This window comes from Natronorubrum sulfidifaciens JCM 14089 (genome assembly GCF_000337735.1).
GTDB classification, from domain to species: Archaea; Halobacteriota; Halobacteria; order Halobacteriales; family Natrialbaceae; genus Natronorubrum; species Natronorubrum sulfidifaciens.
Genome location: NZ_AOHX01000030.1, coordinates 1 through 13600, shown reverse-complemented (window position 1 = coordinate 13600; position 13600 = coordinate 1). Strand labels below are relative to the sequence as shown.

The 13600-nt window shown below is 63.6% G+C and carries 10 protein-coding genes; 6 read left to right on the top strand and 4 right to left on the bottom strand.

Going from position 1 to position 13600, the window contains the following annotated elements:
* Positions 1-4: 4 nt before the first annotated feature.
* Complete coding sequence (gene hisG / locus C495_RS06780) at positions 5-871, bottom strand: ATP phosphoribosyltransferase (protein WP_008161250.1); 867 nt, start codon at positions 869-871, stop codon at positions 5-7.
* Between the two features lie 246 nt (positions 872-1117).
* Here hisG and C495_RS06775 point away from each other — a divergent pair, with 246 nt between their 5' ends.
* Both C495_RS06775 and C495_RS06770 read left to right on the top strand, forming a co-directional pair.
* A complete protein-coding gene (locus C495_RS06775; protein ID WP_008161248.1) occupies positions 1118-1336 on the top strand; it encodes a hypothetical protein in 219 nt (72 codons plus the stop codon).
* A 134-nt stretch (positions 1337-1470) separates the two neighbouring features.
* Complete coding sequence (locus C495_RS06770; protein ID WP_083902456.1) at positions 1471-4074, top strand: heavy metal translocating P-type ATPase; 2604 nt, start codon at positions 1471-1473, stop codon at positions 4072-4074.
* A 15-nt stretch (positions 4075-4089) separates the two neighbouring features.
* Here C495_RS06770 and C495_RS06765 read toward each other — a convergent pair whose 3' ends face one another.
* The gene (locus C495_RS06765) at positions 4090-5001 is read right to left on the bottom strand and encodes a stage II sporulation protein M (protein ID WP_008161244.1); all 912 of its coding nucleotides are present in this window, start codon (positions 4999-5001) and stop codon (positions 4090-4092) included.
* A gap of 108 nt (positions 5002-5109) precedes the next feature.
* Here C495_RS06765 and C495_RS06760 point away from each other — a divergent pair, with 108 nt between their 5' ends.
* The 3 genes from C495_RS06760 to C495_RS06750 all read left to right on the top strand — a co-directional run bounded on the left by C495_RS06760 (position 5110) and on the right by C495_RS06750 (position 9050).
* Entirely contained in the window at positions 5110-6408 is a 1299-nt protein-coding gene (locus tag C495_RS06760; protein ID WP_008161242.1) for an amidohydrolase, read from the top strand.
* Between the two features lie 191 nt (positions 6409-6599).
* The gene (locus C495_RS06755; protein ID WP_008161240.1) at positions 6600-7526 is read left to right on the top strand and encodes a hypothetical protein; all 927 of its coding nucleotides are present in this window, start codon (positions 6600-6602) and stop codon (positions 7524-7526) included.
* Between the two features lie 234 nt (positions 7527-7760).
* Complete coding sequence (locus tag C495_RS06750) at positions 7761-9050, top strand: adenosylhomocysteinase (RefSeq protein ID WP_008161239.1); 1290 nt, start codon at positions 7761-7763, stop codon at positions 9048-9050.
* 40 nt (positions 9051-9090) lie between these two features.
* Here the strand turns inward: C495_RS06750 and C495_RS06745 are convergent, their stop codons facing one another.
* Positions 9091-9846 carry a PAS domain-containing protein gene (locus C495_RS06745; RefSeq protein WP_008161237.1) on the bottom strand — a complete coding sequence of 252 codons (756 nt, stop codon included), beginning with the start codon at positions 9844-9846 and terminating at the stop codon, positions 9091-9093.
* Between the two features lie 91 nt (positions 9847-9937).
* Positions 9938-10195: a HalOD1 output domain-containing protein gene (locus tag C495_RS06740; protein WP_049890196.1), complete on the bottom strand. Its 258-nt coding sequence runs from the start codon at positions 10193-10195 to the stop codon at positions 9938-9940.
* Between the two features lie 321 nt (positions 10196-10516).
* Between C495_RS06740 and C495_RS06735 the strand changes: the two genes are divergently transcribed.
* A partial coding sequence (locus tag C495_RS06735; protein WP_008161233.1) for a PAS domain S-box protein occupies positions 10517-13600 on the top strand: 3084 nt, incomplete at its 3' end.

Genomic DNA, 13600 nt, shown 5'->3' with positions numbered 1-13600 from the left:
GTCGTTACTCGACCAACCGCTCGATTTCGGTCACCAGAATATCGCTCGCACCCGCTCTTTTGACGTCGGTGATCGTCTCGAAGACATCGCTTTCGTTGACGACGGCGTGGACGGCCACCTTCTCCTCGCCCGCGGCTCCGTTCTCGCCAGCGATATTCATCACAGTCGGGCCGCCGAGGCCGGGGATGACATCACGGACGTCGTCCAGCATTTCCGTGGGGACGTTCATCATCAGATACCGTTTCCCGTCCGCCTGTTTGACGGAGGTAAGCGCAGTCCGGACCTCCCTGACTTTCGGCTCGTCGAGGACATCGTCGCGGCCGAACAGGCGAACGGAGCTTGCAAGTACCTCATCGATAACGGCGAGTCGGTTCATTTTGAGCGTCGTCCCCGTGCTCGTGATGTCGACGATGGCATCGGCCATCTCGACGTGGGGTGTCAGCTCCGTCGCACCGGTCACCTCGACGATGTCGGGGTCGACACCGGTGTCCGCGAAGAAATCCGCCGTGATGTTTGGGAACTCCGTGGCGACGGTTTTGCCGGCCAGATCGTCGACCGTCTCGATGTCGCCGTCTTCGGGGGCTGCGAGGACGAGTCGACAGCGCCCGAACTCGAGGTCAAGGACCTCCTCGACGTTGTCGACGCGGGCCTCACAGACCTGGTCGTAGCCGGTGACGCCGAGATCGGCCGCGCCGTCGGCGACGTACTCCGGGATGTCCGCCGCGCGGGCAAAGAGGACGGAGATGTCCGGGTCGACGGTGTCGGCGTAGAGCTTTCGGTCGGCACCGTTCTCGAGATGGAGCCCTGCCCGCTCGAGAAGGTCAATCGTCGGCTCGTGCAGGCGGCCCTTGTTGGGAACGGCAATTCGCATCGAGTAGGTATTGGGTGCGGGATGGCAACTGTCTTTTCATTCGACAGCCCCGACGGTTTGGCCGTGACGGCCGTACACGACTGGCACAATCGTCCGCTCACGAGTGACTGCCGGAGTGCCGTTCGAACGCGATGCAGATCTGGAGTATCGACCGTCACAGGCGCTGAGCAGTGACAGCAGCATCGATTCGCAACGAAAACGAATCGTCCGATCGGCTTATATTCGTGACGAATGTAACGAACCCACATGGGTAACACGCAGTCGGCAGAGACGGAGGCGACCGAAGAGGAAGCGCCCGAAAACGAGACGACCGAAGAGGAAACACCTGAAGAGACGGCCGAAACAGAACCCGACTCGGAGACGGCTGACGACTCGAGCAGGCTCGCCACCCTCTTGAAAGGGGTCGCCGTGTTCCTCGTGCTGTTTGCGCTCCTCTGGTGGCTGCTTTCGGACGACGAGGAGTAATCGGAGTCGGTCGTGTCTGGCTTTCGTTACGAAAGTCGAACCCCTGCATAAGGATTCTTTCAAAAGCTACACTCTGATCAATTCGTTGTTTAGCAGGCGCAATCCGCTTGAACGTGTATCACATAGAGACTCGTATGACGAGACGAGCGCATCTCGAGATTACAGGTATGTCGTGTTCGACGTGCTCGGGGACTGTCGAGGACGCCGTTCGCGATCTCGAGGGTGTCGAGTCGGCGAGTGCGAACTACGCGACTGACGAGGGAACGGTCGCGTACGACCCCGACGAGATCTCGCTGGCCGAGATCTACGAGGCGATCGACGACGCTGGCTACGAGGCCGCCGCGGAGACTGAATCGATCACCGTCATGGGGATGTCGTGTTCGACGTGTTCGGAGGCGGTCGCCGACGCGGTAATCGACCTGCCGGGGATTATCCGGGCAGACGTGAACTTCGCCGCCGACGAAGCCCGCGTCGAGTACAATCCGAGCGACGTCTCCCTCTCCGAGATCCATCGTGCGATCGAGGACGCTGGCTACGAGCCCGCACGCGACGAGGGTGGGGAGACACAGGAGACGAGCCAGCGTGAACGCGCTGTCGAGAAAGAACTGCGCCGCCAGCGCCGGCTGGTGATCGGCGGCGGGCTCCTCACGTTGCCGTTCGTCCCGATCATGCTCGCGATGCTCGGGCTTACCCCGCCGCTGCACGAGCTGCTTGGCGTCGAGATGGGGGTGATCGAATCGCTCGAGTTCATCCTCGCGACGGTTCTGATGGCGACGCTCGGCCGAGAGTTCCTCGTCGGGGCCTACCGCGCGTTCTCGCACAACCGACGGGCCAACATGGACACGCTGGTCGCGATGGGCACCTCGGCTGGCTACATCTACAGTACGGCCGTCCTGTTCGGGGCCATCGCCGGTGCCGGCCTCTACTTCGAAGCCGTCGCCTTCATCCTCTGGTTCATTACGCTCGGTAACTGGCTCGAGGTTCGCTCGAAAGCCCGTGCGGGCAGCGCGCTGCGGGAACTGCTCGAGATGGAGGCCGACGAAGCCACCGTCGTCGAAGACGGGAAAGAGCGGCAGGTGCCACTCGAGGACGTCGCGGTCGGCGACGTGTTGAAGATTCGGCCGGGTGAGAAGATTCCGACCGACGGCGTGGTCGTCGACGGCCAGAGCGCAGTCGACGAGTCGATGTTGACGGGTGAGTCGGTCCCTATCGAGAAAGGCGAGGGCGACGAGGTCGTCGGCTCGACGATCAACGAGAACGGCGTACTCCTTGTAGAGGCGACGAAAGTCGGCTCCGAGACGGCGATCCAGCAGATCGTCGACCGGGTCAAAGAAGCCCAGTCGCGCCAGCCCGAGATTCAGCGGCTGGTCGACACGGTGAGCGCCTACTTCGTCCCGGCGGTCATCGCGAACGCCGTCTTCTGGGCGACGCTCTGGTTTCTCTTTCCCGAACCGTTGGCCGCGCTCGTCGACTGGCTGCCGCTGTGGGGGCCCGTCGGTGGCGGTCCCGAGGTCGCTGCCGTCGGCGGCGTTGGCGTCCCCGTCCTCGAGTTCTCGGTGATCGTCCTCGCCTCCGCGCTGCTCATCGCCTGTCCCTGCGCGCTGGGGCTTGCGACACCGGCCGCGACGATGGTCGGCTCGACGCTCTCAGCGACCAACGGCGTGTTGTTCAAGGGTGGTGACGTGCTCGAGCAAGTCCGTGGGATCGACACGATCGTCTTCGATAAGACGGGGACGCTGACCCACGGCGAGATGACGCTGACGGACGTCGAACTCGTCGGTGAGGGTGTGGCTCCCGACGGTGGCGTCCTCGCCGGCCGTGAGGAATCCCTCGAGTCGTACGTCTTGGGCGCGGCCGCGACGGCCGAATCCGGCTCCGAACACCCGATTGCGCGGGCGATCGTCGATGGGGCCGACGAGCGCAGCGTCGAGGTCGGCGAAGTCAGCGAGTTCGAGAACGTTCCCGGCCACGGCATTCACGCCGAGACCGACCGCGGCTCCGTCCTGATCGGCCGCCGGAAGCTCCTCGAGGATGCGGGGATCGACACCGATCCCGCCGAGGAGACGCTGACGCGCCTCGAGCGTGAGGGAAAGACGGCGATGCCCGTTGCCGTCGACGGCCAGCTGTTGGGTGTGCTTGCGGTGGCCGATGAGGTCCGTGAGAGCGCCACGGAGACCGTCCGGGCCCTGCACGAACGGGGAACGACGGTCGTGATGCTCACCGGCGACAACGAGCGAACGGCCCATGCAGTGGCCGAGCAGGTCGGGATCGATCCCGACAACGTCCGTGCCGGGGTGCTTCCAGACGATAAGGCCGACCACATCGAGGCGCTTCAGGAAGACGGCTCGAAAGTGATGATGGTCGGTGACGGCGTCAACGACGCCCCTGCGCTGACGACGGCACAAGTCGGTGTCGCCATCGGCTCGGGCACCGACGTCGCCATCGAATCGGCTGACGTGACCTTGATGCGTGACGACCCGGCGGACGTCCTCAAAGCTGTCCGCATCTCCGAGGCGACCATCTCGAAGGTGCGCCAGAACCTCTTTTGGGCGTTCGTCTACAACGCCACGCTGATCCCGATCGCGTCGCTCGGCCTGTTGAACCCCGCACTCGCGGGACTGGCGATGGCCGGCTCGAGCGTGAGCGTGATGGCCAACAGCCTCTCGTTTGCGACGTACGACCCGCACGAAGAGTATCAGCTCGCGATCTTGAAACCGCTCGAGTGGCTGCGACGATAACGCGCTGACGTGGCCCTAGACCGCAAACAGCGCGTCCGCGATGAGGAACGTGATGTAGGCTTCGACGAACGCCGCGAGGACGAGGATCAGCCACGCGAAGCCGACCAATGCGGTCGTTCGAACGAGATACCGTTTCGTGAACAGTGTGTCGCGCGAGCCGGCGATTCGCTGGCCGACACGGTGAACGAACCGGAATCCGACACCAGCAGCGATAAACAGCGCCGGAAGCTCGAAAATGCCGTGTGGGACGAGCAGAGCGATGATGACACCGAGCCCGGTTTCCGTGCCCGTGACTGCGACGATGTTGCCGACGAGGACGCCGTTGAACACCATGATGAGCAGCGTCACGAAGCCGAGGGTCAACGCACCGGCGATCGCCGCCAGAAACGGCGGCGTGTTGTTGACGATGAAAAACGTCGCTGAGAGCTCGAGTGTCCCTTCACCGGACAACTCGTCCTCGCCGAACTCCTCCATGATCATCTCCATGAACAGTTCGGTCAGATCGATGCCGGCGGCGTAGAGGAGTGCGCCGATGACGGCCCCAAGCGCGAACAGTCCGGTCGAAAACCAGGCGTACAGCCGATGCTCGGCCCACGCGTCGTCGAGCAGTTCGAACACGACCGGCTTGCTCCGGCCGACGACGGCGATCGCACTCAGGGAAGCGCCGAGGATGGCCGCCCCGGCAGCCGCTGTCAGTGCGCCATCGGCGACAGCGATCGTGGCGGCAGTGGCGAACGCGACGAGCGAGAGCGCAACCGTGAGCCCGGTCCAGTTGCGGATCGGCCCCGAATCCGGCGGCTCCGGTGGACCCGAGCCACGTCCCGTGGCCGGCTCCGGACTCGAGGATGGGCGCTCGGTGTCGTCTCCGGGATCGACTGGCGGCTGACCGACGCTCGGCTCGTCGTGGTTGTCTCTGCTGTCGTTCATAGCCGGACATGTGCCGAATGGAAACATAAAGCCGCCGAAGGATACCGTCGTCGTCGACCAATCACCGGGATCGACAGTATAAGGCCGCCCGAGGAGAAACGTCGGCCAATGACGACACTGGCGATCACCGGCGGGCAGGTGCTGTTGCCCGACAATACGGTGACGTGGGCGGACGTACTGGTCGATCAGGACAGCGGCGAGATCCTCGAGGTCGGCGACGATCTCGCGGGCGGCGCCGACGACACCCTCGACGCATCGGACTCGCTTGTCACGCCCGGCTTCGTCAACGGCCACTGCCACGTCGCCATGACGTTACTCCGTGGCCACGCCGACGACAAACCACTCGACGCGTGGCTCCAAGAGGACATCTGGCCCGTCGAGGCCGAACTGACGGCCGACTCGATCCGCGCCGGTACCGAACTCGGCGTTCTCGAGATGATCAAATCGGGGACGACGTCGTTCGCGGACATGTACTTCTTCGTGCCGACGATCGCGGACGTCGTCGACAAAGCGGGGCTGCGTGCCCGACTCGGCCACGGCGTGATCTCTGTTGGGAAAGACGAGGACGCGGTCCACGAGGACGCTCAGGAAGGCCTCGAGGTCGCTGCAGAGATCGACGGGATGGCCGACGGCCGGATCACGTCGGCGTTTATGCCCCACTCACTGACGACCGTCGACGGCCAGTACCTCTCGGAGTACGTCCCGGAGGCCCGCGACCTCGGCGTCCCGGTCCACTACCACGCGAACGAGACCGAAGACGAGGTGACGCCGATCGTCGAGAACCACGGCGTTCGGCCGCTGGCCTACGCCGCCGAGAAGGGGATGCTCGAGGCCGAGGACTTCTTCGCTCATGGCGTCCACGTCGACGAGAGCGAGATCGGCCTGCTGGCGGAGGCCGGCACGAGCGTGATCCACTGCCCGGCTTCGAACATGAAACTGGCCAGCGGGATGGCACCGATCCAACGAATGCTCGACGCCGGCGTCACGGTCGGACTCGGCACCGACGGCGCGGCCTCGAACAACGACCTCTCGATGCTCGATGAGGCCCGCGACGCCGCCATGCTCGGCAAACTCGCCGCCGACGACGCGAGCGCGGTACCCGCCGAGGCCGTCGTGACGATGGCGACACAGGGCAGTGCCGACGCTATCGGCCTCGACACGGGTCGTATCGCGGCGGGCAAACCCGCCGATCTCGCCGTGATCGACCTCGAGCAGCCACATCTGACCCCACGACACGACCCAGTCAGTCACCTCGCCTACGCCGCCGCGGCGTCGGACGTCCGCCACACGGTCTGTGATGGGCAGGTGCTCATGCGCGACCGAGAGGTCCTGACGCTCGACGAGGATGCCGTGCTCTCGCGTGCCACCGAGGAGGCCGACGCACTGCTCGCTCGCGCCGACGACTGAGGGGTTTCCCTCGAGTCGCGTGAACGAAAACCGAACGTTCAGCGGTCGTTATAAACACTCAAAACTGTTCTCGGACGGTTTCAACGACCCCAAACCGTCCCAAACTGCCGGGTGGGTTTATTCACGAACTGCTGAATGTCTCGAGTGAGATGAATCGAAACCGACTGGTCGTAGTTGCATTGGTTGCGACTATGATCCTGTCTGCGTTCGCCCCACTGGGAACAGTGTCGGCGACGGCAGCGAGTAACGATGCACCGTCCGATGACATCGACGAGCTAATCGTAAGCGTCGACGACAACGTCGTGACGGTCGAATCGAACGAGACTGCAGTCGAGAACGCGACTGTCAATGTGACCCCCACCGATGAGAACACGTCGTACGCGGTTGATGACACAACTGACGCCGATGGTACGGTCGACCTTCCTGAACCCGAGGAGACGGTCAACGTGACCGTCAAGGCGTCGTACGAGAACGCGTCGGGTGAGGTACTCACCGACGAGACGGAGACAACACTTGAGCCGGAACCAGAAGGGCTTGCGCTCTCCGTCGAGCAAAACGGCGATGTCACCGTGACGGTGACGGACAACGGCACTGCCGTCTCGAACGCCACCGTCGACGTCTCGACGGTCGACGAGAACGTGTCCTACACCGACGCGGGAACGCACACGACGGACGAGAACGGGACGGTGACTTTGGACGCACCGTTCGGTAACGAGAGCGTCGAGGTCGCCATCACCGCGACGGTCGACGACGAATCCGTCGAGACGACGACGACGCTCGAGCCCGCCGAGTACGACACCTTCGGCTCGCTCGTCTCCGCGTTCGTCGGGAACGCACAGGACGACTCCGACGGGCCGCTCGGACTGACGGTTGCGAACTTCGTCCTCGAGCACAACCCGGGTAACGCACCCGAACACGCGGGGCCGCCGAGCCACGCCGGACCACCGGGCGACGGTGACGAGACAAAAGACAACCAGGGCCCGCCGGCGCACGCTGGTGGCCCATCGGGTGAGGCAGACGACGCCGAAGAAGTCGACGAGGATGCTGAAGGCGACGAAGACGCCGACTCCAGCCCGGGTAACGGCGGCGGACCGCCATCCCACGCTGGCCCTAACTAACGAACTGGGCGCTGAACGTCGGTCGACGGCAGCGGGCTTGTCGTGTCAGGGGCACGATCCCGTCGCCGGTGTTCGGCTCGATCGGGCGCGTGACACTGGCGCGACTGATCGACACAACCGGGCGTGACGTTCGGACCACTGTTTTTGTCGCGACAGTCGGCGTCGGCCAGCAGCGTGGCGGCCTGTCGTCACTGCTTCGGTAGCGTTTTGCCTCCGCTGTCCTTCTGTCGAGGTATGACCGACTCTGCGTATCCGCCGATCAGCGATCAGTTGGCGGATCTCGACGCTGTACAGGAGGAGGGCCGTCGGAAGATGGACTGGGCCGCCCAGCATATGCCGATCCTCGAGCACATCCGCGAGGAGTTCGTCGCCGACAAACCGTTCGACGGCGAGCGCATCGCGATGGCGATGCACGTCGAAGCGAAGACGGCGATCCTCGTCGAGACGCTCGCCGACGGCGGTGCCGAAGTCGCGGTGACTGGCTGTAACCCGCTGTCGACTCACGACGACGTGAGCGCGGCGCTCGACACCCACGAGAACATCACCAGCTACGCCAAACGCGGCGTCGACGACGAAGAGTACTACGACGCCATCGAGGCCGTCATCGCCCACGAGCCGACGATCACCGTCGACGACGGGATGGACCTCGTCGCGGCGATCCACGAGGACTACCCCGAACTCATCGACGGCATCATCGGTGGTGCCGAGGAGACGACCACGGGTGTCCACCGCCTGCGCGCGATGGACGCCGACGGCGCGCTTGATTACCCCGTCTTCGCGGTCAACGACACGCCGATGAAGCGGCTGTTCGACAACGTCCACGGCACCGGCGAGTCCTCGCTGGCGTCGATTGCGATGACCACGAACCTCTCGTGGGCCAGCAAGAACGTCGTCGTCTCCGGCTTTGGCTACTGTGGCAAAGGCGTCGCGAAGAAGGCGTCGGGCCAGAACGCCAACGTCATCGTCACCGAAGTCGAGCCACGACGTGCCCTCGAGGCCCATATGGAAGGCTACGACGTGATGCCGATGGCCGAAGCCGCCGAAGTCGGCGACGTCTTCCTGACGACGACGGGCAACCGCGACGTCATCGTTCGCGAGCATTTCGAGAAGATGCAAGACGGTGTGTTGCTCGCGAACGCGGGCCACTTCGACATCGAGATCGACCTCGAGGCGCTCGACGACCTCGCAGTCGACCGCTACGAAGCCCGCGACGGCGTCGACGCCTACGAACTCGAGGACGGCCGCCGACTCAACGTCGTTGCCGAAGGCCGTCTCGTCAACCTCGCCGCGCCCGTCTCGCTTGGCCACCCCGTCGAAGTGATGGATCAGAGCTTCGGCGTGCAGGCGGCCTGTGTGCGTGAACTGGTCGACAACGGTGAGTCCTACGACGCGGGCGTCCACGACGTCCCCGACGAACTGGACAAAGAGATCGCCGAAATCAAACTCGAGGCCGAAGGCGTTGCGTTCGACTCGCTGACGGAGACCCAGCGCGACTACATGGACTCCTGGGACCACGGAACATAAGCGTCGGACGAATCGTCGCAGTTCTTTTCTGCCGTCGCTGTCAGGCAGTGTCGACGACGAACACTAAACTCCCGTCCTCGAGGCTGCCAAGTCGGATTCTCACAGGAACCGTTTCGCCAGTCGGCCGGCGGCCGGTACAGTTCCCGGTCCAGCGCCAGCCGTCGGTGACGGTCGGGATCGCAGCCGTCTCGAGGCGCTCGACGCTTTCGTCGGTAAACAGCGCCTGCCACGGTGTGCCGGGCAGTTCGTCCTGATCGACACAGAACTGTACTGCGAACGAGCGGTTCGTCACCTCGATGTCGCCGTCCGGGCCGATGATCGCGATCGCGTCCTTGGCGAGTTCGATGCTCGCCAGCGAGCGCTGGGACAGCGCCTCGAATCGCTGGCGTTCGAGAAGGGTCTGGATTCGGTGCTCGAGGTGTGTGACCGGCGTGGCCGGCTCGTGGTGGTGTATGTAGTCGACCCACTGGTGTGCTCGAATCGTCTCGAGTGCGGCCGTCGGCGACGCCGCCGCGTCGACGAGCAACACCACCGGGAGATCGGGGCGTCGCTGTCTGACTCGCTCGAGGAAGTCGTCGGTTGCCGTCGGGTACTCACTGACGAGACAGTCGACGTCCTCGAGGTCCGTGGGAAGGGGCGTACCCGACGCCGCTGTTCGGACCGCAAAGCGACGATCGGTGAGGCTGCTTTCGAGTCGGTCTCGACGCTGGCGATCGCTCACGATGGCCAGTACAGTGGTGTGGTCGGCGACCGACGCTGGCAGCGAACGGCTGGGTGTCATCGATGGCGTTGTCATCTGATCACCGTCACGTTCGGCGGGTGGTTCGCTCCGTGGTGGCACGCTACACGGGCGGCGGCCACCGCCAACAGTGCTGTGTGTCCGTCGGTTATGACCGACCATGGACCGTCCCATCGACGATGATGGTCCCGTCGCCTCGAACTTCGACCGTGTGCCCGCCGTATGGGAACGTAACCGCCGCATCGGTGGCTGTTCCCTGCTGGAAGAGCTGGTCGAGTGCTTCAGGGTCGATGACGTGGTACAGCGGCTCGAGTTCGATCGGATCAGTGTCGGTCTCCGCGGCGAGCGCCTCGATCACAGAAAGGCTGATCGAATCGTTGTGGTAGTCGAGCGTCGTTCCGGACATTTCGTTCGTTCCGATGCGAACGATGGGCATTTGACTATCTATTATACATGTAATCTCGCTCCAGCTAGGACACTACATGTATAGAAGGGGCCGTCGAAACCGGCCACAGACGCATGGAACACCGTGATTCTTGTCGGACAACACGAGCACACACAAACAGGCGATGGCTGTCGCGACGACTCGAGAGACACGTTCAGATGTGTTCGAACGACTGTCTCTCAGCTCGGATCATCATAGATTCATAGGAAAAAGACAATATATTATTGCTGTGAGAGGGGTATAAACCAGTCATGTCATCTGTGATGGGTGCGTACTCCGCCCATGGCTTTCCCGTCGTCTCGTGGGACCCCACTCGAACACTGTGGTGAACGGCAGACACTGCTGTTCGTCTGTGGTCTCGGTGCTCTCTCACTACTTGTGGGTATCGCGCAGCCGTGGCTGGAACTGCCAGTCGCGCCACTGCTTCTCGTCGGTCTCGCTGCACACGGGGGTGGTGACCGCGAGACTGCCGTCGAACAACTCACAGCCGACCTCGAGGCGTTGGCAGCGACGATCGACCGTGAGCGGCCGCCGACGTCCGAGACCGAGCGAGTCGACCGACTTCGGAACGGGGGCGTTTCCGTCGACTGCGAGCGAGACGACGACCTCGGACAGCTAGTCCAAGCCGTCGACGAGCTGGCGGCGGCGGTCGAGAAGCGAGAGCAGCGGGTTACCGAACGCACACGAGAACTGCAGGCGACGAGTACGCGACTCGAGGCGCTGTTCGAACGCTCACCCGATATGATCGACGTCCTCGACCCCGACGGGACGATCGTCGACGCGAACCAGCGCTTCTGTGATGAAGTGGGGTACACTGAGGACGAGCTGCTCGGGACGGGGATCTGGAACTACGATGAGTTGTTCGACGAGGCCGACGTCAACGCGTTGCTCGAGGACGTATCAGTCGACAGCCGGCGGAAGTTCGAGGGACGGTACCGACGCCACGACGGCTCGACGTTCCCGGTCGAAATTCATCTCATTCGGGTCGACCTCGCCGACGAGGATCGGTTTCTCGTGATCAGTCGGGATATCACGGATCGAAAAGACCGCGAGCAGGCCCTCCGCGAGCGTGAACGCCAGCTGACGACGCTGATGAGCAACGTCCCGGGGATGGTCTATCGCTGTCAAAACAAGCGCGAATGGCCGTTCGAGTTCGTCAGCGACGGCTGTCTCGAGCTCACCGGCTACGATCCCGACGACCTCGTGAACGGTGTTGTCAACTGGTCAGCAGACATTATCCTCGACCGACACGAGGAGCTTTGGGAGACGGTCCAGCAGTCGATCGACGACCGGGAACCGTACCAGGTGACGTTTCCGATCGAAACGGCCGACGGCGAGCGGCGCTGGGTGACCGAACGTGGCCGTGGCGTCTTCGACGACGACGGCTCGCTCGAGGCACTGGAAGGCGTCATCACCGACGTGACCGAGCGTGTCGAGAACGAACAGGAACTCGAGCGCACCACCCGACTGCTCGAACAGTCCCAGCGACTGGCAAACATCGGCGCTTGGGAACTCGACGCTCGCGACGCGCCGTCCGATCTCCTGTGGACCGACGAAGTCGCCCGAATTTACGGCCTCGACCCCGACCCCGACATCGGCGTGGCCGGCTCACTCGAGTTCTATCATCCGGACGATCGAGACGAGATCACCTCGGCGGTCGAACGGGCGATCGAAACGGGTGAGCCTTACGATCTCGAACTCCGGCTCGAGCCTGCCGGCGACGAGGACAACCAGCGCTGGGTTCGGACGATTGGTGAGCCGATCCAAGCGAACGGCGAGGTCGTCAAACTACAGGGTTCGATACAGGACATCACCGATCGCAAGCGCCGCGAACGGGACTTACGCGAGACGAAACGCCGCCTCGAGCTCGCACTCGAAGGGACGAACACGGGAATATGGGAGTTGAACGTCGAAACGAACGACCTCGACTGGAACGAGACGTTACAGCGAATCGTCGGCCTCGAGCCCGGCGAGTTCGAGGGAACGTACGAGGAGTTCATCGAACGCGTGCATCCGGAGGACGTCCCTCGGATCGAGGCCGCACTCGAGCGGGCGATCGAGAACGACGAACTGTACCGGGATGGGTTCCGAATCAGACACGAGAACGGCGAGTGGATCTGGGTCGGTGGCCGGGGTCGGCTGGTGGTCGACGACGACGGCACGCGGCGGATGGTCGGGATCAACAACGACATCACCGAACGCAAACGCCTCGAGAACGAACTCGAGCGAACGCTCGACCGGATCAGTGATGCGTTCCATGCAGTGGATACGGAGTGGAACTTCACGTACATCAACACGCAGGCAAAGGAGTTGCTCGACGCCGAAGACCGGGACCTGATCGGGAACTCCCTCTGGGAGGCGTTCCCCAGCGCGGTCGACTCGCGGTTCGAGGAGGAGTATCGCCGCGCGATGCGGACACAGGAGGCGGTCACGTTCGAGGAGTACTCGCCGGTCGTCGACGCCTGGGTCGAGGTGAACGCCTACCCCTCCGAGAGCGGGTTGTCCGTGTATTTCCGTGACATCACCGAGCGAAAGGCACGCGAGCGCGAACTCGAGCGTTACGAGACGATTATTCAGGCGATTGGCGACCCCGTCTACACGCTCGATTCGTCGGGGACGTTTCGGTTCGTCAACGACGCGATGGAATCGCTGCTGGGGTACGAACCGGCAGAGCTGACCGGCACGCACGTCTCCGAGGTCTTGCCACCGGACGAGCTCGAACTGGCCAGAGCGTTGGTTCGTGACCTCCTCCGAGCGGGCGCGCCGTACGAGGCGTTCGAGGGAGAGATCATTACTGCCGACGGGGACACGATCGAGACGGAAACGCACGTCGCGCTGTTGCCGATGGACGACGGCGAGTTCGCCGGAACTGCGGGTGTCATCCGAGACATTACCGAACGCAAAGCACGCGAGCGTGATCTCGAGCGGACACGTGACCTGCTCGAGCGCGTCCAGCGGATGGCGAAAGTCGGCGGCTGGGAGTTGGCCGTCGACGAACCGTCGCCGACGGCGATCTGGACCGACGAGATGTATCGGCTCCACGACCTTCCCCACGGCGTCACGCCCGACCTCGAGCGGACGATCGAGTGTTACCATCCCGACGACCGTCAGTTCGTCCGCGAACAGCTCGAGACGGCGATCGAGACTGAGACGGGCTACGATCTCGAAGCCCGGCTTCAGGCCGACGACGGCGACATCAGGTGGGTGCGTGCGATCAGCGAACCCATCCACGACGATGACGGCACGCTCGTCAACTATCGTGGCACAGTCAAGGATATCTCCGATCGGAAACGACGGGAGCTGGCACTCGAGTCGCTTCACGAAACGGCCCGTGCGCTGCTCCTGTCTCTTATACACATCTCTGAT